The organism is Streptomyces sp. DvalAA-43, from assembly GCF_900091725.1.
Lineage (GTDB): Bacteria > Actinomycetota > Actinomycetes > Streptomycetales > Streptomycetaceae > Streptomyces > Streptomyces pulveraceus.
In genome coordinates this window covers 1-21,555 of the sequence record NZ_FMBW01000076.1, presented here as the reverse complement: position 1 = coordinate 21,555, position 21,555 = coordinate 1, and the positions used below count along the sequence as shown (strand labels likewise).

Here is a 21,555-nt window from a genome sequence, read left to right as displayed (position 1 = left end):
CGGCCCCTTCGCCGTGCGTTTCAGAGGGCGCCGAGAGCCTGGCTGATGGCGTCGGCGGCTTCGATGACCTCGCGGGTCAGGGCCAGGCGCTGCCCCTCGGCCTCGGTGTGGTTGCCGAGGAGGGACGTGGGGCCCCAGACGGAGATGGCGGCGACGACGTCCCCCGAGGCGTCGCGGACGGGGGCGGCGAGCGAAGCACGGCCCAGGGCGCGCTCCTCGGCTTCGACGGCGTAGCCCGTGCGTCGGACGGTGTCGATCTCGGTGTCGAGGAGGTCGTGGCTGGTCGTCGTGTAGTCGGTGTGCGCCACGAGCGGCTCGGGAAGCAGCTTGCGGCGCTCCTTGGGCGTGAGGCCGGTGAGGAGGCACTTGCCGATGCTGGTGGCGTGCAGCGGGGCGGTGTGTCCGGCCTGTGTGTACGACTTGGGGGTGCGGGGCCCCTCGAAATTGCACAGGAACATCAGCTCGGTGCCCCGGCGGACGGCGACGTTGGCTCCGAGTCCGGTGCGGGTGGCGAGGTCCTGGAGGACCATGCGGGCGGCGCGGTGGACGGGGTGGCGGTTGGTGGCGGTGGCGGCCAGCGGGAGGATGCCGAGGCTGAGGCGGTAGAGGTTGCTGACGGGGTCGCGTTCCACCATGTCGAGGCGTTCGAGCGTGGACAGGAGGCGGGAGGTGGTGGAGGAGCCCAGTCCGGTGAGTTCGGCGACGTCGGAGACGCGCAGTTCCGGACGGCCGGAGTCGAGTGCGCGCAGCACCGAGACCGCTCGTTCGACGCTCTGGTTCGTCCCGGCGTCGGTCGCCCGCGTAGCCATGACCCTCCTCATTTTGCAAACGGCTTGCACAATCTGCATCAGCATATCGCGTCGCCTGAGGGTTGTTCCTGGAATCCGTCGGCTCGCGGCCGGAACGTATACGGGTCACTCACCGTGCCACGCCCCCGACCGGCCGGGGCAGGAATCGGCGCAGCCGGCGGCCGTCAGCCCGGAGCGCCGTGGGCGCCGCGACCCGGTTCGCAGGACGAGAGGCCCAAGCCGGTGCGGCGACGCCCTTCGAGGAATTCGATACGCCGGGCCTGTTCGTCGGTGATCACATCGCACACCCAGTCCCAGTGCAGCGCCACCAGGTCACCGGCGGACAGCCCGTCGAGCAGCGTCAGCCCACCGGCCGAGCAGCGCACGGTCTCCTCCCGCCACGCGCCGTCGGTCAGCCGCGCACCGTCCCAGCACAGCGGGCGTGACCGCACGGTCGCGAGGTCCCTGTCGGCGGCCACGACCACTCCCGTACGGATGCGGCACTGGTCGAGCACGGACAGGGCGGTCGGATGGCCCATCGACCGCAGCATCGGGGCCCATGGATACACCTCGAACACCTGGAAGCTGTGATGGGCCAGGGCGCGCCGCCCGGCGTCGCGCCAGGAGCCGCCGAGCTGCCCCCGGAACCGGTCGGTCATGCGCTCCACCAGAGCGGCGGGATCGGCCCGGTCCAGCAGGTCGTTGCCGATCCAGTACGCCTCGACCACCCGCACATCCAGCGGGTCCGACAGTCCGGCCGTCTCCGCGAGGAACTGGAGATAGCACCAGGCCCCCTCGAACTGCCGGGCACGCCGTTCGATGTCGGCGGTCGCGTCACGGCGCAGGAGGGCCGTCGCGTCGGCGGGGCCGCAGTAGCCGAGCTCGTTGGGCGGGTAGGCGTATCGCGCGAACAGCAGCGCGCCCTCGGCGCTCACTCAGCAGATCCTCGGTAGTTGCTCGCCGATCGGCAGCCCGATGACCCGGCTCCCGCCCAGCCCCGTCCTCGCCACGACCATTCCGGCGTGATCCGGAACGCAGCTGCCGATCCGGCAGGCGGACCGGCCCAGGGGATGGGCCCGCATCGCCTCCAGCACCCGGTCCGCGTCCTCGGCCGGGACGATCGCGATCAGTTTGCCCTCGTTGGCCACCTGGAGCGGGTCGAGCCCGAGGAGGCTGCACGCGTCGCGCACCGTGGGCGGTACGGGAAGCAGCCGCTCGACCAGTTCGATGCCCACGTCCGAGGCGCGCGCGATCTCGTTCAGCGAAGCCGAGACGCCTCCGCGCGTGGGGTCCCGGAGCACATGGAGGTCGGTACCGGTGGCGAGCATGGCGGCGACCAGCCCGTGCAGCGCGGCGGTGTCGCTCTCCACCGTCGTACCGAACTCAAGGCCCTCCCGGCAGCTCATCACGGCCACACCGTGCACGCCGATGTCGCCGCTGACGAGCACGGCGTCGCCGGGGAGCGCCCGGCGCGCGTGGATGTCGACGCCCGGAGGGACCACGCCGATGCCCGAGGTGTTGAGGTAGACGCCGTCACCACTGCCGTGCTCCACGACCTTCGTGTCCCCGGTGACCAGGCGTACGCCGGCGTCCTCGGCGGCCCGGCCCACGGCCTGCGCGATCCGGCCGAGGTCGTTCAGCGCCGTGCCCTCCGCGAGGATGAAGGCGGTGGACAGGAACAGGGGCGTCGCACCCGACATGGCCAGGTCATTGACCGTGCCGTTCACCGCCAGGTCACCGATCGACCCACCGGGGAAGAACATCGGCTTCACCACGAACGAGTCCGTGGAGAAGGCGAGACGGGTGCCGGAGCCGACCGTCAGGACGGCCGAATCGCCGAGGTCGGCGGCGGCCGCGGCACCGTACGCGGGCAGGAACAGGTGCTCGATCAGCTCGCCGGACATCGCCCCGCCGCCCCCGTGGCCCATGACGACGGACGGGATGTCCCGCAGCGGTACCGGGCAGGTCCACCCCTCGAAGTCGAGGTCGGGCACATCGTTCACCACGGCGGTCACATCGTGCATCGCGTCAGTCACTTCGCATCGACCAGTTCCAGGCGGCGGTGGGTGTAGTACGCGGCGCACGCGCCTTCGGACGACACCATGGTCGCGCCGAGCGGGTTCCTCGGCGTGCACTCCTTGCCGAACGCCTCGCACAGATGCGGTTTGATCAGGCCCTGGAGGACCTCGCCCGAGCGGCAGAGCGACGATTCGGCGGTGCGGATGTCCGTCACCTCGAACCGCTGCTCCGCGTCGAACGCCCGGTACTTCTCGGAGAGCCGCCAGCCGCTGCGGGGAATCGCGCCGATGCCGCGCCAGGTCCGGTCGGTCACCTCGAAGACATCGGCGAGCATCTCCATGGCGGGCACATTGCCCTCCTCGCGCACGGCCCTGGGATAGGCGTTCTCCACCTCGTACCGGCCCTCTTCCAGCTGGACGACGGTCCGGCGGACCCCTTCGAGGATGTCCAGTGGCTCGAAGCCGGTGACCACGATCGGCACCTTGTACTTCCGGGCCAGCGGCGGGTACTCGGCCGTCCCCATCACGCTGCACACATGGCCTGCGGCGAGGAACGCCTGCACCCGGCACGTCGAGGACTCCATGATCGCGGCGATCGCGGGCGGCACCAGCACATGGGACACCAGGAGGGAGAAGTTGCGCACCCCGAGCCGCTGGGCCTGGTACACCGTCATGGCGTTCGCGGGGGCGGTGGTCTCGAACCCGATCCCGAAGAAGACCACTTCGCGGTCGGGATTGTCCCGGGCGATCTTCAGCGCGTCGAGGGGCGAGTACACCACGCGTACGTCGCCGCCCGCGCTCCTGACGGAGAACAGGTCCCGGCTGCTGCCGGGCACGCGCAGCATGTCGCCGAACGAGCAGAAGATGACGCCGGGGCGCGCGGCGATCGCCAGCGCCCGGTCGATGGCCTCCAGCGGGGTGACGCAGACGGGGCACCCCGGTCCATGGATCATCTCCACACTGTCCGGCAGCAGTTGGTCGATGCCGTGCCGGATGATCGAGTGGGTCTGTCCGCCGCAGACCTCCATCAGCGCCCACTTCTGCGTGGTGGCCGCGTGGATCCGGTCGATCAGCTTCTTCGCGACATCGGGGTCGCTGAACTCGTCGAGGTACTTCACCGGACGGCTCCTTCTGGGGAGGTACTCTGCTGAGCTGCGCGTTCGAGGCCGTCCCCGAACTCCTCGGCCAGGATGCCGAGCCGCTCGAAGTCGGCGAGGGTGTTCAGGGCCGACCGTTCGTCGAGGCGCTGAATGGCGAATCCGACGTGCACGATGACGTACTCACCGACCGTCACATCGGGGATGTACTGGAGGCACACCTCCTTGTGCACCCCGCCGAAGTCGACCTCGGCCATCACGGTGCCGTCGACTTCGGCGGTACTGAGGACTCGCCCCGGAACAGCCAGACACATGGTCCCTCTCCTCTGTGGATACCTCTTGAGGTACGGCGGTACGGTCGTGCGGTGGGGTCAGCCCGATGCGGCGATCATGAGCTGGCCGAGGGCGATCCCGCCGTCGTTGGGCGGGAGCAGACGCGGCCGAAGGACGGTGAAGTCTCTTTCGGTCAGGCCGCGTTGCGTCGCATCGAGCAGTACGGCGTTCTGGAAGACACCGCCGCCCAGCGCCACGGTGGACAGGCCGGTATGTGTGCGGCAGAGGTCAGCGAGGCGGGCGGTCAGAGCGGCGACGGCGGCGTGGAAACGTGCGGCGATCAGCCCGGCCGGAACGCCGTCCCGTACATCGGACACCACGGCCCGGACGACCGGGCCCGGATCCGCGACGGCGGGTTCCTCCCCCTTCCCGGGCCGGATGGCGAAGCGGTAGCCGCCCTCGGACGTCGCGGGGCCGGCTGCCGAGGTACGGGCCAGCCCCTCCAGTTCCATGGCCGCCTCCGCCTCGTACGCCACCACGTGCCGGACGCCGGCCAGGGACGCGACCGCGTCGAAGAGCCGTCCCATGCCCGACGTGGGCACACAGCCGAACCCGGTCGCGAACTGATGGGCCAGCACGTCGCGTTCGGCGGGTGGGCAGGCACGGACCGCAGGCAGGTCCTCGTCCCAGGGGATGCCGGCCGCGTACAGATGGGCGAGGGCCATCCGGTACGGCCGCAGCACACTCGCATCGCCCCCGGCCAGCGGTACGTAACGCAGGTGCGCGGCCCTGCTGAACGAGGCGTAGCCGGCCACCAGGACCTCACCGCCCCAGGCCGCCCCGTCGGTGCCGTGGCCGGTGCCGTCGAAGGCGATGCCGATCACGCGCTCGTCCGCGCCCAGGCCGTGCTCCGCCATCACGGACGCGATGTGCGCGTGGTGGTGCTGCACGGTGCGGACCGGCCGCCCGGCCGCGTGGGCGCGAGCCCAGTCGCCGGAGTGGTAACCGGGATGGCGGTCGGCCACCAGCCGGGCGGGCGCCACCCCGGTGAGGTCCTCCAGATGCTTCTCGGTCCGGGTCAGGGCGTCGACCGTGGACAGGTCGTCCATGTCGCCGATGTGCTGGCTCAGCCAGGCGTAGCGGCCCTCGGCCAGCGCACAGGTGTTCTTCAGGTCGGCGCCCACGGCGAGTGTCGGGGGCACGTCGAAGGGCAGTGCGATCGGCAGCGGGGCGTATCCGCGCGAGCGGCGCAGCGGCAGTTCCGCACCGGCGGCCCAGCGGCTGACGGAGTCGTCGCACGGCACATGGATGCGCCGGTCGTGCCGCAGCCAGGCATCGACCAGCGGTGCCAGGGCGGTCAGCGCGTCGCCGTCGTCGGTGACGATCGGCTCACCCGACAGATTGGCCGACGTCATCACGAGCGCGTCCGGGCCCGGCGGGTCGTCACCGATGCCGAAGAGGAGGACGTGCAACGGGGTGTACGGCAGCAGCAGTCCGAGGTGGGGGCTGCCGGGCGCCACGGCGTCGGACACCCCCACCCCGTGCCGGGCGGCGTGCCGGGGGAGGAGGACGATCGGCCGGCGCCCACCGCTCAGGAGCTCCTCCTCGTCCGCCGTGAGACTCACCAGCTCACGCGCGACGTCGAGGCCCGGCACCATCACCGCGAACGGTTTGCCACCGCGCCGCTTGCGCCGGCGCAGCTCCGCCACGGCCGCGTCGTCGCGGGCGTCGCACACCAGGTGGTAGCCGCCGAGGCCCTTGACCGCGATGATTCCGCCCTCGGCGAGAAGTTTCCGCGCGGTCCGCAGCGCGTCCTCGTGGTGCGACGGGGCCACGCCCTGCTTGCCGACGAGTTCGAGCCGCGGTCCGCAGTCGTGACAGGCGATCGGCTGGGCGTGGAAGCGCCGGTCGAGCGGGTCCTCGTACTCCGCCCGGCAGGCCCCGCACATCTCGAAGTCCGCCATCGTGGTGGCGGCCCGGTCGTACGGGAGACCGGTGACGATCGTGAACCGGGGGCCGCAGTGGGTGCACGTGATGAAGGGGTGGCGGTGGCGCCGGTTCGACGGATCGCCCAGTTCGTCCAGGCAGTCCCGGCAGGTGGCGATGTCGGGCGAGACCAGCGTCCTGGCCCGGTCGGACGCGCTGGACCGCTCGATGGTGAAGCCCGTACCGCCGCGCGTCGGCTGTTCGCTCGTCCGCACGTCCTCGACGACCGCGAGCGGAGGGGCGTCGCAGCGCAGCCGACGGCCGAACTCCTCCACGGCCCCGGCCGTGCCCTCGACCTCGGCCAGCACCCCGTCGCCGGTGTTCGTCACCGAGCCCGTGAGCAGCAGCTCCGAGGCGGTGACATAGACGAAGGGCCGGAAGCCCACACCCTGCACGACGCCGCGCACCTCGAATCTGCGCCGGACCCGCTGCTCGCGGCCGCGGCCCATCATCTCCAGCCCCGACAGGGCCTCCCGGGCCTTCGCCCGGTCGATGAGCTCGACGGCGAAGCCCATGTGGAGAAGCACCCAGTCGTCACGACCGGGCGCCTCGTCGAGCATGCCGATATTGACGCGGCGCCTGGCGCCCTCCACGTCCACCAGAGCCAGCTGGCCCGCATACCCGTCCACGATCTCCACGACGCGGCCAGGAATGCCTAGGCACATGATCAGGATCTCCGCGGTTCGGTGCTGTTCACGGACACGGTCGGTACGGACGGCACGAGCTGCCGGACCAGGGTGTGCACTGCCTGCATCGCCTCGGGCACCACGCTGTCGACTGCTTCGCTGAGCCCGATGCCTTCCCCGACCCCGGCGGGTGTGCAGCCGACGAGGTAGGTGAGCGGCAGCGTACCGCCCAGTTGACCCAGATTTGCCAGGACAGCAACCGGATTCATCCCATGTGCATCGAATTCACCCGATCCGAGGTCCTCCATGCCGATGTGGAGCACCGTCATCTCCCCGGGGGCGCCGCCCCCCGGATACGCGTCGACCAGAACCAGCGCGTCATACCCGTCGAGCAGGTCGTACGCGAGATGCATGCCGCGGATGCCGTAGTCCACCAGCCGGACCTGCGGGGGCATCCCTCCGTCGCGGGCCAGTCGGCGCACCACCTCCGGGCCGAAGCCGTCGTCGCCGAGAAAGAGATTGCCGATGCCCGCGACCAGCACCCGGGCAGCCATGTCGGGTTCCGTCGTCATCCTCGGCTCAGCCGCCCCCGGACGGGAGGTCGGGTGAATCCGGGTCCTGGGTCTTCTCCGGGTGCACGGAGGTGTCGGAGCGTTCGTCCGAGGTGCCCGAGGGGCGGTCCGCCGGGCCGCCCGACGGCCGGTCCGAGCCGGTGTCACGGGATCCCTTCGGGCCCCGTTCCTTCTGCGGCTCCTCCTCGACGCCGCTGTTCTTCTCCGGTGTCTCAGCCATGGGGTGCTCCTCACTCACTTCAGTCGGATCGGGGTTCACATCGAACGGATGCGCAGATAGCGGCGGATGTCGGGGATCGACCTGATCCCGACCGCCACGGCGACGACCGCCACGGCCGCGGCCGCTCCGGCGGTGATGATGCCCAGGGTCTTCACGATCGGTTCTCCTCTCGGTGCAGCGCCGTCTCCTCGGCGCTCAGGGGTGTCAGCTCGTCGGGCGCGAAGTAGAAGTAGCGGCCGTACCAGTCATGCAGGTCCGACGCGGGGTCGTCGACGAGGACCAGGGCGATGTGCGTACCACCGTCCACGTCCGAGAGGACCGCGGTCACCCGGGCCACCTGTCCGGCGAAGAACAGATCCTGCGCGTCCGCCCGCCGGGAGGGGTGGACGCGGACCAGGCTGTCCTTGGCCACCCGGACCCCGTCGATCACGACCGCGTCGCTCCCGGGCCGTACCGAGGCGTCGGCCGCCGGGTCCCACCAGGGGGCGCCCGCAGTGTCGAAGGCGGCGGGCTCCACGTCCCGGACATCGGCCACCGGGCCCATGGGAGTCGCGGGCCCCGGCGCGTGCGGGTCGCGCAGCAGGCCGTGCAGTTGCTGGAGATCGGCGGGCGACATGCCGTCGCACCGGTCGATGATCTCCCGGGCCCGGGGATCGGTGGCCCTGGCCTCCGCCTTCTCCTCCTCCGTCATGGTCATCACGCGGAGGGTCAGGATCTCGTCGATCTCGGTCGAGTCGAACAGCGCGCCGGGGCTCTGCTCGGCGACCTCCGGGTAGTCGTACAGGATGATCGGCGCGCAGAGCAGGGTGTCGGTCGTCCCCTTCGGTCCGGCCAGCACGGGCCAGCACCTGTGCTGCCGGCACCGGTCCGCGGCCGCTGCCGCCCCGGCGGGCGGTTCGAGCAGCGAGACGAACCCGGCGTCGTGCGCCCGCAGCAGCACATGCGCGCCGATCAGCGAGGACCGGATCGCGGCGTCCTTGGTCGCCACGGGCTCCGGATGCTCGTTGCGCACCGCCACCGAGAGGCGTACATACCCGTCGTCGACGACGGCCCGCGTGCGGACCCGGACCGCCAACGGCAACCGCCGCCGCACGATCCGTCCCACCACCGCGCCCCGCGCGTCGGTCACCGGCTCGGTTTCCTCGCCGCCCGGGACCTCGTGGACGGCGTCCGCCGCCTCGTCCAACGGCAGGGCGGTCAGGACGACTTCACGCTCGACGGCCTCGTCCCAGGACATCACCGGCACCCCGTCGACGATGAGCTGCCCGACCGGTACGTCTACCCCGTCCTCGCCCGTGCTGCGCACTTCGCGGACCTGGAGCTGGAGGAAGCGCAGATGCACGGTGACGGCGGCCGGTCCGTCGTGCGGTGCCAGCAGGCACTGCATCTCCATCTCCGGCTCCTCGCCGAAACTCGCAGCCGTGGCCCGCGGCGGACCGAGGACCCCGAACTGCCAGCGGGACCGGTTCTTGTGCGAGCTCGCCCGGTACGGGTACAGGAGGTACCCCTCGTACAGGACGGCATCGGCGATCGAACGCACCTGGTCAAGACTCACCGGACCACCTCGTCGTGCTCGGCCAGGAGGGCCTGGACCGTCTCGTCCCAGCTGATCAGCCCGCGCCGGGCCCGGAAGTCCGCGAAGCGCGCCAGCACCTCGTGGTCCAGCCGGACCCATCCGGTGTTCGGGTAGTGCGCCGCCACCATGCTCCGCCACACCTCGACGGGCATCGGGTGCCGGGCCTCGCAGTCCCACGGCACCTGCTCGACCCCGAAGCCCTTGCTGCCACGGGTGAAGACCGTGCCGGAGAACATCAGGGCGAGGGGCACCGACCCCTCGCCCAGGGCGTGCAGATAGCGGGAACCGATCACGTCGAAGTCGTAGGTGCAGGGCAGGGCGAGATCGACCTCGGTCGCACCGCTGAACCCCTGCACGGTGGTGTCGCAGCTCATCCACTGGAACGGCCTCAGGGTGTCCGTCCAGCGGTGCCGGCCGCCGAACAGCGCCACCAGACCGCTCTGTTCGGCCTCGTCGTAATGGCGCCGCTGCGGTTCGATACGGACCTGGCAGTGCAGCGCGATGGCGTGGATCCGCCGGCCCGTCCGCTCCTCGATCCGCAGCCGCGCGGTCAGCTGCGGAGCGGCCGCGTACGGCTCGGCGACGACGTCGAGCACGGAGAACGCGAAGTCGTTCACGGCGCCCCGATCCCCGCGGCGGGCCGGCTGCGGTCCGCCACCCGCGCGAAGAAACCGTCCATCGCTCCACGGGCCTCGGTGCCACCGTCGAACCCGCGCCACAGTCGGCGCAGTTGCCCCACCAGCTCGTAACAGGCGTCGATCGGCACCAGATGGCACGACCCCTCGCCCTCCGCCGTACGCCGGATCAGCAGCGCCTCCACGTCCGGACGCAGCACGGCGAGTTCCGGGCTCGACTCGACGACGGACGCCCAGGCGTCCAGCGGCAGTTCCGACTCGGTGGCCCCGGCGGGCCCGGGGTAGAACGCGACCATCCGGTCCTGGACGGAGTTGCGGAACAGGAAGGCGAGCCCCACGGGAATCTGCAACTCGTCCCAGGCGCGCCCGTCCACGGTCAGCCCGGCGAAGTACAGATAGCGCTCGGGGACCGCCCGGTAGCGCAGCTCCGCGTTCTCGTCGGTGAACAGCAGATAGCAGGCCCGGCACCCGCACATCAGGGCGCGGCTGTCGAGATTCACCACATGGGGGTGGCTCTCGCCGATCGGTTCCGCGCACATCTCGCAGCGCTCACCGGCGGGCGGGCGCGGCCGGTCGCGGGTGAGCCGCAGCAGGGTGGAGGCCGGCGAGGCGGAACGGCCGGCGGCGATCACGGCGCCACCGCCGAGGGGACCGAAACCGAGACCACGGCACCGTCCGAGAGCAGGGGCAGCGGGGCCAGGTGCAGACCGTCCACGTCGAGGCAGATCCCGGCCCGCCGCACGTCGTAGTGCGCACGGCACCCGGCGCACCGCAGGATCGCGTCCCCGGACGGACCACCCAGCCGCCGCGCCACCGTGGCACCCTCGAACGGCCGCTCGCAGCGCGCGCACCGGTCCTCGAAGGCGAAGAGATCCGTGCCCACCCGGCAGGCCACCACCGGCATCCTGCCGACATCGAACCGGGCCACGGCGCCGGACTCCAGCCCCGACAGCTCCGGCACGACCTCCCACGACGCGCCGTCGCCGGCCGTCCCGGACTCCGTGTGCGGCCCTGACTCCACGTGCAGCCGGGCGAACAGCGAGTCCACCGGTACCAGCGGCCCCGTTGCCCCGGCATCCTCGTCGGCCGCGGTCTCGACCTCGATCGAGGTGATCTCCGGCGCCGCCGCCTCCACCGCGCCCTGCACGGCCAGCTTGAGCGTGACCGAGGACGACGGGCATCCGTCACAACTGCCCAGCAGCCTCAACCGGACGGTGCCCTCGTCGGTGACGGCCAGCAGCTCCACATCGCCGCCGTGCGACCCCAGATACGGTCGTACGCTCTCCAGCGCCCGCTCGACCCGGGTCTCCACGCCGTACGGATGCAGCCCGTGCACCAGCAGGACGCCGGACACCAGCTCGTCGTCGGCCAGGGCGGCCAGGACGTCGTCGTCCAGCCGCCCCTGCTCGTGCACGAGGTCGAGCAGCCGTTCCAGCCCGGCACCGTAGAAGTCGGCGACGACCCGGACCAGTTCCTCGCTGCGCTCGCGGGCGACCGCGCCGCCCGAGCCGCTGGCGGCGATCAGGGTGTCGATGCGTTCACCGGCTGTCCGCCAGTCGGGCACGGCCGGGGAATCCTGCTGCGCCATCACTCACTGCCCGCGGACTGGGTGGGGGAGTGCAGGAGCTCCAGCTTCTTGCCCTCGCCGAGGTACATGTGCACACCGCAGGGCAGACAGGGGTCGAAGCTGCGCACCGTGCGCATGATGTCGATTCCCTTGAAGTGCTCCCGGTCGTTCTCCTCGAAGATCGGCTGGCCCTGCACGGCGTCCTCGTAGGGGCCGGGTGTGCCGTAGGTGTCGCGGGGGCTGGCGTTCCATGGAGTGGGCGGGTACGGGTGGTAGTTGGCGATCTTGCCGTCCCGGATCACCATGTGGTGCGAGAGGACGCCCCGCACCGCCTCGGTGAACCCGCAGCCCACGCCCTCCTCGGGCACCTCGAACTTCTCCCAGGTCTTGGTGTTCCCGGAGCGGATCTCCACGAGCGCCTTCTCCGCGAAGTGCAGGGCGCAGGCGGCCGCGTAGGCCTGGAAGTAACTGCGCGCCCGGTTGCGCTCGATGGTGTTGCTCCATTTCGGAACGTGCCACTCCAGCTCCACCGGCCCCTTGAGGGCGGTCTTGGGGAGGTTGATCCTGACGCTGTGGCCGGTGGCCTGGATGTAGCCGATGTCGACCAGACCGGCCAGCGCGGTGGTCCACAGCCGCGCGAGCGGCCCGCCGCCCGTGTCGAGCGCCAGGTAGTCCTTGCCGTCGAACCACCGGGGTGACATGACCCAGCTGTACTTGTCGTCCAGGTCCCGCTTCTGCGGCTGCGGGTTGGTGTGCTGGTTCCAGGGGTGGCGCCGGTCGACCGGATTGCCGAGGGGGTCGTGGGAGACGAACGTCTCCTGCTCGTCCCAGTCGTTGTAGTACGACGAACCGAGCAGGATCCGGATGCCGAGGTTGATCTTCACCAGGTCGGTGGTGACCAGCTTCCCGTCGACGACGACACCGGGGGTGACGTACATCTTCCGGCCCCAGTCGGTCATGTCCTTGTACGCGAAGTTGCAGTGCTCGGGGTCCTGGAAGGAGCCCCAGCAGCCCAGCAGGATCCGCCGGTTGCCGACCTGCTCGTACCCCGGCAGGGCCTCGTAGAAGAAGTCGAAGAGATCGTCGTGCATCGGCACGACCTTCTTCATGAACTCGACGTACCGCTGGAGGCGGGTGATGTAGTCCGTCATCAGCTGGATGGTCGCCACGGTGCCGACCCCGCCGGGATAGAGCGTGGAGGGGTGGACGTGCCGGCCCTCCATCAGGCAGAACATCTCCCGGGTCATCCGGCTGACCTGGAGCGCCTCGCGGTAGAACTCGCCGGTGAACGGATTCAGCGACCGCATGATGTCGCCGATCGTCCGGTACCCGTGTGCGTCGGCGTGCGGGGAAGGGGTGCGGTTGGCCTGTTCCAGCACGCCGGGGTTGGTCTCCGCGACCATCTTCTCGCAGTAGTCGACCCCGACCAGGTTCTCCTGGAAGATGTTGTGGTCGAACATGTACTCCGCGGCCTCGCCGAGATTCACGATCCATTCACCGAGGTGCGGCGGCTTCACCCCGTACGCCATGTTCTGCGCGTAACAGGAACACGTGGCGTGGTTGTCACCACAGATTCCGCAGATGCGACTCGTGATGAAGTGCGCGTCCCGCGGGTCCTTTCCCTTCATGAAGACCGAATAGCCCCGGAAGATGGAGCTGGTGCTGTGGCACTCGGCCACCACCTTCTGCTTGAAGTCGATCTTCGTGTAGATCCCCAGGCTGCCGACGATCCGGGTAATGGGATCCCACGCCATTTCGACCAGGTCGTTCTTGCCCTGGCCGCCTCCGGCACCCTTGTGCTGCGTCGCGGTCATTGGCCGCCTCTTCTTTCTGTCCGTTGAGGTGATGTACGCGGTCACTCACCAGGTGCGTGTGGCGCCCGTCGTGAGTTTCCTGCCGGGCCTGCGCCATTTCGGTTCGCGGTCCAGGGCGTGGGTGGTGAGTCGGCGCAGCCGCCGGATCGTCGATCCGTACGGCCCGACCGCGTTGGTCGAGAGCTTTCCGCCGGGGGGCTCGTCCATGAACGGCATGAACTTGTCCGGGAACCCGGGCATGGTGCAGCCGATGCAGATGCCGCCGACATTGGGGCAGCCGCCGATGCCGTTCATCCAGCCGCGCTTGGGCACGTTGCACTTGACCGCGGGGCCCCAGCAGCCCAGTTTGACGATGCACTTCGGCGAGCCGTACTCCGTCGCGAAGTCGGCCTGCTCGTAGTACCCGGCCCGGTCACAGCCCTCGTGGACCGTCGACCCGAACAGCCACGTCGGCCGCAGCGCGTCGTCGAGCGGGATCATCGGCGCCTGGCCGGTGGCCATGTAGAGCAGGTAGGTGAGCGTCTCCGAGAGGTTGTCCGGCTGGATCGGGCACCCGGGGACACACACGATCGGGATATCGGCCTTGGACTTCCAGTCCCAGCCCAGGTAATCGGGAACCCCCATTGCGCCGGTCGGGTTCCCCGCCATGGCGTGGATGCCGCCGTACGTCGCGCAGGTGCCGACCGCGACGACCGCCGTCGCCTTCGGAGCCAGCCGGTCGAGCCACTCGCTGGTCGTCATCGGCTGGCCGGTGGCGGGGTCGTTGCCGAACCCGCACCAGTAACCCTCGTCATGCAGCTGCTCGTTCGGAATGGATCCCTCGACCACGAGAACAAACGGTTCCAGTTCTCCCCGGTCGGCCTTGAAGAACCATTCGAGAAAATCGTCCGCGCCGCCGTTCGGACCGCATTCGAAATCGATGAGCGGCCAGTGGACGGCGACCTGTGGAAGCCCCGGCAGGGCACCGAGCGCAATCTCCTCGATGCTCGGCTGCGTGGCGGCGGTCAGGGAGACGGAATCGCCGTCACAGCTCAGTCCTGCGTTGATCCACAGGACATGGATCAGTGTGTCCTCCGCCTTTACCGCTTCCTCTGTCGGCATGGCAGTGCCGCCTTTCAGAATGACGGCCTTCCGGCCATCGGCCCCCACAGGTGGGTATGCGCACATTGCTACCATCACGCCTCGATTCGCGAGCCCCGGCAACAGGGGAATTCGCCGCTCCGCCCTGTCACCGGGGCCCGAATGACGGCATGCGGTCGACCGCTCGGGTGATCCGCGCGGGGGACCGGTCCCGTCGGACGGCGCCCCGGTCCTCCCGTGGCCCTACGGTCGGAGTCACCCGCGGAAGGACGAGCACCGGTGCACGAGCTGGCCATCACACAGAGCGTCGTCGACTCGGTGTGCGCACGCGCCGGGGGACGTCCCATCCGGTCGGTCCGCGTCCGCGTCGGCGTGCTCACGGCAGTGGTGCCCGACTCGATGCGGTTCTGCTTCGGCCTGGTCACGGAGGGAACGGCCGCCGAGGGCGCGCGGTTGGAGATCGACCAGCCGCCCGGCGCCGGCCGCTGCCGCACCTGCGCCGTCGCATTCACCTTGACCGACCTGATTCTGCTGTGTCCCTGCGGCAGCGCGGATGTGGAGATCACATCGGGACAGGAACTGCAGATCGTCTCCATGGAAGTGGGCTGAACCATGTGCGGTACCTGCGGCTGTGCCGAGGAGTCCGGCGGGACCAGGATCGTGATGCTGAGGGAGGATGGTGCACCGGACCACGGACATCCGCATCCGGATCCGCACCCTCATCCGCATGGGCGTCTTCGGCCGGGTGGAGCCGGTGGGACCGTCACCATCGAGCAGAAGGTACTCGCCAAGAACGACCTGCTCGCGGAGCGCAACCGGACGTGGATGAGCGACCGCGGCGTCGTGGCCGTGAACCTGATGAGCTCGCCGGGCGCAGGCAAGACGACCCTGTTGGAACGCGCCGTCACCGACCTCGGCGGACGTCGGCCGGTGGCCGTCGTCGAGGGTGATCAGGAGACGAGGCTCGACGCCGACCGGATCAGGCGTACGGGCTGCGCCGTGGTGCAGGTGAACACGGGGGCGGGGTGCCACCTCGACGCGGAGATGATGCGGGACGCCCTCACGGCGCTGTCCCCGGCCGAGGGTTCGCTGCTCATGGTGGAGAACGTAGGGAACCTGGTCTGCCCCGCCCTGTTCGACCTGGGGGAACGCAGCAAGGTCGTGATCATCTCGGTCACCGAGGGCACGGACAAGCCGTTGAAGTACCCGTACATGTTCGCCGCCGCCGACCTGATCCTGATCAACAAGTCCGATCTCCTGCCCCATGTCGACTTCGACGTGGAGCAGTGCGAGCGGCACGCGCGCTCGGTGAACCCGGACGTGCGCGTGCTGACGGTCTCCGCGACCACCGGCGAGGGCCTGGCCCACTGGTACGACTGGCTGGCGGAGCAGCGGTAGCCGCCCCGCCGCCGGACCGCGGTCAGCCCCGGGGGACCGGGGGCCGCGGGACCGCGGTGCCGGTCGCGGGGCGCTCCTTGCGGACGAAGGCCCGGCGCAGCCCGTGGTACGGGTGGTGCGGATCCGCGAAGATGCGGTGCATACGGGCGAGTTCGGCCTCCCGGTACGGGGCCAGGTCGACCCGGTCCCGCTCCTCCTTCTTCGCGTGGATCCGGGACTGCGTCGCGGGCAGGGCTGCCAGGCGGGACGCCAGGACGCCGACCTCCGATGCGAACGACCCAGGGGCGCACGGGATCACCCTGTCGACCAGCCCGAGCCGGTGGGCCGCGGTGGAGCTGACCGGCAGGGCGTCCCGCGTGAGCCGGTCGGCCGCCGCTACGCCCACCCGCCGCGGCAGTGTGTACGTCCAGTACTCCGATCCGTACAGCCCCATCAGGCGGTAGTGCGGATTGAACACCGCGCCCGCCCTGCACCACACCTCGTCGGCGGCGAGGGCCAGCATCACCCCGCCCGCCGCGGCGTTCCCGGCCAGGGCGGCGACGACGAGGCGGTCCGTGGTGGTCAGCACCGCCTCCACCAGATCGTCCATGGCATTGATGTTGGCCCAGGACTCGGCGCCGGGATCGGCCGCCGCCTCGATCACGTTGAGGTGGATGCCGTTGGAGAAGAAGTCCCGGCCGCCGCCGACGACCAGCACCGAGGTGGGCCGGGAGCAGGCGAACCGGTAGGCACGCAGCAGGCGTTGACACTGCACCGTGCTCATCGCGCCGCCCCGGAACGAGAACGACAGGAAGCCGGTCCCGGCCTCCTCCCGGTAGCCGATCTCGCACCAGGTGTCGTCGTCCCCGCTCCGGAGCAGCGGAGCCGGCCGCTCGGGTACGGCGGACAGCCGCCCGGCCAGCGCCGAGGTGGCGGGGAGTTTGAAGGTGGCCGGGCCGCCCGGCGCCCGCCGTGGCCGCAGCTCGGGAATCCACACCGCGCCGTCGGTGGTCGCCCGGCAGATCGCGCCGTCCCGGGTGGCCACCACGTCCCCCGGACGCCCGCCCAGCCGGGACTCGGCATACCCGCCGTGCAGGAACCAATCACCGCCCAGCAACTCGTCGAGCACACCGGGCTGGGAGTCCGCCGCCCTGAGCTTGCGGACCACCGCCGCGGTGGAGTCCGACCGCCAGTCGATGCGGCGCAGGGACTGCCGGAACAGGGGGCGGCAGCCTTCCCCGGCGCCGGAGGCCTGCGGCGCCGGGGCGTACGTCCCCGACGCGACACGTCCGACCGCCAGAAGCACCGCCTCCATGGCGGCGTCCGAGATCTCGTTGCGGTACAGGTCGCTCTTGCCCACCGGGGGCAGCGGACAGGTCACGGACGCCCAGATGTCGCCCGCGTCCATCTCCGCGTTCGCCTGGAGCACCGTGACGCCCCAGTGGTCCGCTCCCTCGTGGACGGCCCAGTCCAGCGAGGAGGGCCCGCGGTCGCCGACCGGCCCCGGATGGACGACGAGACAGGTGCGGACCGACCAGACGTCCCTCGGGATCGCGGTCTTCAGGTACGGCGCCACCACAAGGTCCGGACACTCCCGGCGGACGGCTTCCCGGACCGCGTCCTCCGCGTGTGCGAGCTGCACGGCGACGGAGTGCCCGTGGTCGCTCAGCTCCGCCTGGACACGCTGGGTAAGGCTGTTGAAGGCGCTGGCGACAAGCAGGATGTGCACGGCGATCTCCCGGTGGCTGCGGTCCGTCCCGACCGAGCGTGGGCGTGGACCCCTGCGCAGGGGGACCCACCCGGCGGGAACATGCCGGGAATTCACCCGAAGCGGCTCTTCCGCGAGCACGCCTGCCGGCTCATGCGAGAGCCGGAGACGTGAAGGGCGCGACTCCACGACGCACGGCACCGGCGGATCGGTCACGCCGCGGTGAACGGTATGCGGTCCGGTTCGTGGGTCGCTATGGGAGCGGCGTCGGGTCGACCCGGCGCCACGTGGCCACGGGTCCGGGGGCGCGGCCCTTCTCGGGGGTGACCCAGAACGCGCTTCCCAGTTCGGAGCTGTACTGGGCCCCCGTCCGTCCGTCTCCGGAGGAGCGGCCGGTCAGACGGCGCCCGATCCACGGCACCAGGTGTTCACGGGCGAAACGGAGGTCGTCGACGCGTCGCCTGGCCCACTTGGGCGGCACGGCGGCCGGCAGGGGCGTTCGCCAGTCGCTCTCCGGCGGCAGCCCCAGCGTCTGCCAGACCGCCTCGGCCACCCTGCTGTGTCCGTCGGCCGTCAGATGGAGCCGGTCGACGTCCCACAGCCGGGGATCACCCAGCGCCGGGGCTCCGTACAGATCGACGACCACCGCGCCATGCCGGGCCGCCAGGTCGTCGACCAGGGAGAACAGCTCCTCCATCCGCGGACGGAAGCGTTCCATCACCGGGCCGTTGCGCCCCGGGCTCCGCATGAGCACGAGCTTCTCGCACGAGGGCGCGAGGCGTTCCACCGCCTCTTCGAGCCGACCGCGGACCATGCCCATGTCGCACTTGGGCCGCAGCGTGTCGTTGAGCCCGCCGACGAGGGTGACGACATCCGCCCGCATGGCGGCGGCGGCATCGACCTGCTCGTCGACGATCTGGCCGATCAGCTTGCCCCGTACGGCGAGATTCGCGTAGCGGAATCCCGGGGTGCGGGTGGCGAGCCGTCCGGCGAGGACATCGGCCCAGCCGCGGTACGAACCGTCGGGCAGCAGGTCCGACATGCCCTCGGTGAACGAGTCGCCGACCGCGACAAGACTGGTGTAGGAGGCATTTATTTCCATGGCGATGCGATCGTATCGCGGTGGGACCGGCCGCTTCCGGGGGTCACGGCCCTGCCGGGGAAGGGGCGCGGCCGGAATCCGTACCGCGCCCCGCGCCCGTCAGCGTGCCTTCGGGCGTCCCACCAGTTCGCGCAGCACGTCCTCCATGGTGACCATCCCGGCCAGCCGGCCGTCCTCGTCGAGAACCGCCGCCAGGTGCGTACGGCTGCGCCGCAGCGCGGTCAGGACGTCGTCGAGCGGTGTGCCGGCCCGGACCCGGGCGATGGGGCGCATCGCGGTCACCGGGAAGGGCACATCGCGCGGCGTGGCATCGAGGGCGTCCTTCACATGGAGGTAACCCAGGATCCGCTCCTCGCCGTCCATCACGGGGAAACGCGAGAAGCCGGTCTCGTAGGAGAGCCGTTCCAGCTGCTCCGGAGTGGTCCCGATCCTGGCGTACGTGACCCGGTCCACCGGCATCACCACATCCCGCACCGGGCGACGGCCCAGTTCGAGGGCGTGACGCAGTCGCTCGGCCGAGCGGTCGTCGACCAGCCCGGCGTCGCCCGCGTCCGTCACCAGCCGGGCCAGTTCGTCGTCGGAGAACGTGGCGGACACCTCGTCCTTCGTCTCGACCCGAAGGATCTTGAGTATCCCGTTGGCGAAGGCGTTGATCGCGAAGATCACCGGGCGCAGCGCCCTGGCGAGTGCCACCAGCGGCGGTCCGAGCAGCAGCGCGGCACGGACGGGCTCGGCCAGGGCGATGTTCTTCGGCACCATCTCGCCGAGGAGCATGTGCAGATACGTCGCCACGGACAGCGCGATCACGAACGAGATCGGATGGATCAGTCCGTGCGGCACGCCCACCGTGTCGAAGACCGGCTCCAGCAGGTGCGCGATGGCCGGCTCGGCGACGATACCGAGCACCAGCGTGCACAGGGTGATGCCGAGCTGCGCCGCCGCGAGCAGCGCCGACACGTGTTCCAGACCCCAGATGACGCTTCGCGCCCGCTTGTTCCCGGCCTCGGCGGCGGGCTCGATCTGGCTGCGGCGTACGGAGATCAGCGCGAACTCCGCGCCGACGAAGAAGGCGTTGACGACCAGGGTCATCAGTCCGATGAAGAGCTGGACGGCGATCATCGTGCGTCCTCCGTCCGCTCGTCGCCGGGCAGCGGCGCGTGCAGCAGGGCCCGTGCGGCGCGGCGTCCGGACGCGTCGGCCACGTCGATCCGCCAGCCCGCCAGCTCGACCGTGTCACCCACGGCGGGGATGCGGCCGACCTCGGTGGCGATGAGCCCGGCGAGTGTCTCGTACGGTCCGTCCGGCACCCGCAGTCCGATCGTCTTCAGCTGGTCGACGCGGGCGGCGCCGTCGGCCGACCACAGGGTCCGTCCGTCGGTGTCCTCGCCGGCCGGTGCGAGGTCCGCGGTCTCGTGCGGGTCGTGCTCGTCGCGCACCTCACCGACCACTTCCTCGACGATGTCCTCCAGCGTCACGACTCCGGCCGTGCCGCCGTACTCGTCGATGACGACGGCCATGGCGAGCTGTCCGGACAACCGGTCGAGGAGCCGGTCCACCGTGAGGGTCTCCGGCACCAGCAGCGGCTGGCGCAGCATCTCCGAGACGCGGGTACGGGAGCGCTGCTCGGCCGGGACGGCCAGCACGTCCTTGATGTGCACCACACCGATGACGGTGTCCAGGCTGCCGCGGTATACGGGGAAGCGGGACAGGCCCGTCGCCCGGGTGGCGTTCGCGACGTCCTCGGCGGTCGCCTGCGCCTCCAGCGCGGTGACCTGGACCCGGGGAGTCATCACGTTCTCCGCCGTCAGTTCCGCCAGGTTCAGCGTGCGGACGAACAGCTCGGCCGTGTCCGCCTCCAGCGCGCCTTGCTTGGCACTGTGCCGGGCCAGCGCCGCCAGCTCCTGCGGGCTGCGCGCGGAGGCCAGCTCCTCGGCCGGCTCCAGGCCGAAGCGGCGCACGATCCGGTTGGCGGTGTTGTTGAGGTGGCTGATGAAGGGCCGGAAGACGGCGGTGAAGGCCCGCTGCGGCGTGGCGACGGTCCGGGCCACGGCGAGCGGGGAGGAGATGGCCCAGTTCTTCGGGACGAGTTCGCCGACGATCATCAGGAACACGGTGGACAGGGCGGTGCCCAGGACGAGGGCCACCGAGGACGCCACGCCCGGCGGCAGACCCACCGCCTCCACCGGGCCGCGGATCAGTTTCGCGATGGACGGTTCGGAGAGCATGCCGACCACCAGGTTGGTGACGGTGATGCCGAGCTGAGCGCCCGAAAGCTGGAAGGTGAGGCTGCGTACGGCCTTCATGGCGCTCGCCGCGCCCCGCTCGCCCCGCTCGACGGCCCGTTCGAGCTGGCCGCGCTCGATCGTCGTCAGAGAGAACTCGGCCGCGACGAAGGCACCGCAGGCCAGGGAGAGCAGCACTGCCACGAGCAGCAGAAGCACTTCGGTCATCGGTTCACCTCCGTCCCATGATCGGGCAGGGTCAGGAGGATCGCTCGATGCCGGCGGTGTCGGCTACTGGGAGGCTCGCCCATGGGCGGACGCTCACACCTTTCGGAAGGATCGGACAGCGGAACACCCATGGTAAAGGACCGGCAAAGCCATCCGGTCCTCGGTGATTGTCTCAGTGCGTGAGCGGCTTCACCCAGCGCCGCCAACGATCCTCGCGGTGGTAGCCACCGGCGGCCCATGTGTGGTGCGCCCGTTCGTTGGCCTCCAGGACCATGGCGTCGGCCCGTCGCCCGCCGAGTGCCAGGAACCGCTGTTCCGCCGCTTCCATCAGGGCGGTGGCGATGCCTTCCCGGCGGCAGGCGGGGTGCACGGCCAGCCGGTAGACGGAGCATCGCCAGCCGTCGAAGCCGGCTATGACGGTCCCCGTGAGGCGGCCGTCGCGCTCGGCCAGCAGCAGGGCTCCGGGGTCCCGGGAGATGAGCCGGGTCACCCCGTCGTGGTCGTCGCTGATGCTCGTTCCCTCGGCGGCTTCGCGCCAGAACCGCAGTACGGCGTCGATGTCGGCGAGGTCGGCGCAGCGGATGTGGAGATCACTCATGGGGTGAGCCAAGCAGAGCGCCGTTCCGTTCGGCGAACGGTTTCGCCGTCGGAGCGTGGTCCGCCGGC

General features: G+C 70.6%; 22 protein-coding genes. 2 read left to right on the top strand and 20 right to left on the bottom strand.

Annotated features, from left to right (window positions below; translation table 11 throughout):
- Window positions 1-20: 20 nt before the first annotated feature.
- The 15 genes from GA0115234_RS32370 to GA0115234_RS32305 all read right to left on the bottom strand — a co-directional run bounded on the left by GA0115234_RS32370 (window position 21) and on the right by GA0115234_RS32305 (window position 14,273).
- Complete coding sequence (locus GA0115234_RS32370) at window positions 21-809, bottom strand: IclR family transcriptional regulator (protein ID WP_093548853.1); 789 nt, start codon at window positions 807-809, stop codon at window positions 21-23.
- A 164-nt stretch (window positions 810-973) separates the two neighbouring features.
- Window positions 974-1,723 carry a DUF6390 family protein gene (locus tag GA0115234_RS32365; protein ID WP_176729337.1) on the bottom strand — a complete coding sequence of 250 codons (750 nt, stop codon included), beginning with the start codon at window positions 1,721-1,723 and terminating at the stop codon, window positions 974-976.
- Window positions 1,724-2,812: a hydrogenase expression/formation protein HypE gene (hypE, locus tag GA0115234_RS32360; protein WP_093548851.1), complete on the bottom strand. Its 1,089-nt coding sequence runs from the start codon at window positions 2,810-2,812 to the stop codon at window positions 1,724-1,726. It abuts the gene before it with no gap.
- A gap of 8 nt (window positions 2,813-2,820) precedes the next feature.
- Window positions 2,821-3,924 carry a hydrogenase formation protein HypD gene (gene hypD / locus GA0115234_RS32355; RefSeq protein ID WP_093548849.1) on the bottom strand — a complete coding sequence of 368 codons (1,104 nt, stop codon included), beginning with the start codon at window positions 3,922-3,924 and terminating at the stop codon, window positions 2,821-2,823.
- Window positions 3,921-4,217, bottom strand: a complete 297-nt coding sequence (locus tag GA0115234_RS32350) for a HypC/HybG/HupF family hydrogenase formation chaperone (protein ID WP_093548847.1) — start codon at window positions 4,215-4,217, stop codon at window positions 3,921-3,923. Before GA0115234_RS32350 ends, hypD begins: the two co-directional genes overlap by 4 nt.
- Before the next feature lie 57 nt (window positions 4,218-4,274).
- Window positions 4,275-6,791: a carbamoyltransferase HypF gene (gene hypF / locus GA0115234_RS32345; RefSeq protein ID WP_202554399.1), complete on the bottom strand. Its 2,517-nt coding sequence runs from the start codon at window positions 6,789-6,791 to the stop codon at window positions 4,275-4,277.
- A gap of 38 nt (window positions 6,792-6,829) precedes the next feature.
- Window positions 6,830-7,360, bottom strand: a complete 531-nt coding sequence (locus GA0115234_RS32340; RefSeq protein WP_237541908.1) for a hydrogenase maturation protease — start codon at window positions 7,358-7,360, stop codon at window positions 6,830-6,832.
- A 7-nt stretch (window positions 7,361-7,367) separates the two neighbouring features.
- On the bottom strand, window positions 7,368-7,580 hold the full coding sequence (locus GA0115234_RS32335) for a hypothetical protein (protein ID WP_093548841.1): 213 nt from the start codon (window positions 7,578-7,580) through the stop codon (window positions 7,368-7,370).
- Window positions 7,581-7,615: 35 nt separating this feature from the next.
- Window positions 7,616-7,735, bottom strand: coding sequence for a DUF6893 family small protein (locus GA0115234_RS44515; RefSeq protein ID WP_370804632.1), 120 nt, complete (start codon window positions 7,733-7,735; stop codon window positions 7,616-7,618).
- Window positions 7,732-9,135 (bottom strand): hypothetical protein, encoded by a 1,404-nt coding sequence (locus tag GA0115234_RS32330; protein WP_093548839.1) that lies wholly within the window; start codon window positions 9,133-9,135, stop codon window positions 7,732-7,734. The genes GA0115234_RS44515 and GA0115234_RS32330 overlap by 4 nt, the downstream gene beginning before the upstream one ends.
- Window positions 9,132-9,773 carry a DUF6084 family protein gene (locus GA0115234_RS32325; protein ID WP_093548837.1) on the bottom strand — a complete coding sequence of 214 codons (642 nt, stop codon included), beginning with the start codon at window positions 9,771-9,773 and terminating at the stop codon, window positions 9,132-9,134. Before GA0115234_RS32325 ends, GA0115234_RS32330 begins: the two co-directional genes overlap by 4 nt.
- The gene (locus GA0115234_RS32320) at window positions 9,770-10,423 is read right to left on the bottom strand and encodes a DUF5947 family protein (protein WP_256088879.1); all 654 of its coding nucleotides are present in this window, start codon (window positions 10,421-10,423) and stop codon (window positions 9,770-9,772) included. Before GA0115234_RS32320 ends, GA0115234_RS32325 begins: the two co-directional genes overlap by 4 nt.
- Window positions 10,420-11,379, bottom strand: a complete 960-nt coding sequence (locus GA0115234_RS32315; protein ID WP_093548835.1) for a NifU family protein — start codon at window positions 11,377-11,379, stop codon at window positions 10,420-10,422. The genes GA0115234_RS32320 and GA0115234_RS32315 overlap by 4 nt, the downstream gene beginning before the upstream one ends.
- Entirely contained in the window at window positions 11,379-13,172 is a 1,794-nt protein-coding gene (locus tag GA0115234_RS32310; protein WP_093548833.1) for a nickel-dependent hydrogenase large subunit, read from the bottom strand. The genes GA0115234_RS32315 and GA0115234_RS32310 overlap by 1 nt, the downstream gene beginning before the upstream one ends.
- A 45-nt stretch (window positions 13,173-13,217) precedes the next feature.
- The gene (locus tag GA0115234_RS32305) at window positions 13,218-14,273 is read right to left on the bottom strand and encodes an NADH-quinone oxidoreductase subunit B family protein (protein WP_093548831.1); all 1,056 of its coding nucleotides are present in this window, start codon (window positions 14,271-14,273) and stop codon (window positions 13,218-13,220) included.
- Window positions 14,274-14,531: 258 nt separating this feature from the next.
- Here GA0115234_RS32305 and GA0115234_RS32300 point away from each other — a divergent pair, with 258 nt between their 5' ends.
- Window positions 14,532-14,861 (top strand): hydrogenase maturation nickel metallochaperone HypA/HybF, encoded by a 330-nt coding sequence (locus GA0115234_RS32300; protein WP_093548829.1) that lies wholly within the window; start codon window positions 14,532-14,534, stop codon window positions 14,859-14,861.
- Window positions 14,862-14,864: 3 nt separating this feature from the next.
- Window positions 14,865-15,650, top strand: coding sequence for a hydrogenase nickel incorporation protein HypB (hypB, locus tag GA0115234_RS32295; protein WP_093548827.1), 786 nt, complete (start codon window positions 14,865-14,867; stop codon window positions 15,648-15,650).
- Between the two features lie 22 nt (window positions 15,651-15,672).
- Here the strand turns inward: hypB and GA0115234_RS32290 are convergent, their stop codons facing one another.
- The 5 genes from GA0115234_RS32290 to GA0115234_RS32270 form a co-directional block, all read right to left on the bottom strand.
- Window positions 15,673-17,358 (bottom strand): enoyl-CoA hydratase-related protein, encoded by a 1,686-nt coding sequence (locus tag GA0115234_RS32290; protein WP_093548825.1) that lies wholly within the window; start codon window positions 17,356-17,358, stop codon window positions 15,673-15,675.
- 232 nt (window positions 17,359-17,590) lie between these two features.
- On the bottom strand, window positions 17,591-18,439 hold the full coding sequence (locus GA0115234_RS32285) for an SGNH/GDSL hydrolase family protein (RefSeq protein WP_093548823.1): 849 nt from the start codon (window positions 18,437-18,439) through the stop codon (window positions 17,591-17,593).
- 99 nt (window positions 18,440-18,538) lie between these two features.
- Window positions 18,539-19,558 carry a hemolysin family protein gene (locus GA0115234_RS32280; protein ID WP_093548821.1) on the bottom strand — a complete coding sequence of 340 codons (1,020 nt, stop codon included), beginning with the start codon at window positions 19,556-19,558 and terminating at the stop codon, window positions 18,539-18,541.
- Window positions 19,555-20,889: a hemolysin family protein gene (locus tag GA0115234_RS32275; protein ID WP_093548819.1), complete on the bottom strand. Its 1,335-nt coding sequence runs from the start codon at window positions 20,887-20,889 to the stop codon at window positions 19,555-19,557. The genes GA0115234_RS32280 and GA0115234_RS32275 overlap by 4 nt, the downstream gene beginning before the upstream one ends.
- Before the next feature lie 172 nt (window positions 20,890-21,061).
- Window positions 21,062-21,487, bottom strand: a complete 426-nt coding sequence (locus GA0115234_RS32270; protein WP_093548817.1) for a GNAT family N-acetyltransferase — start codon at window positions 21,485-21,487, stop codon at window positions 21,062-21,064.
- Window positions 21,488-21,555 lie beyond the last annotated feature (68 nt).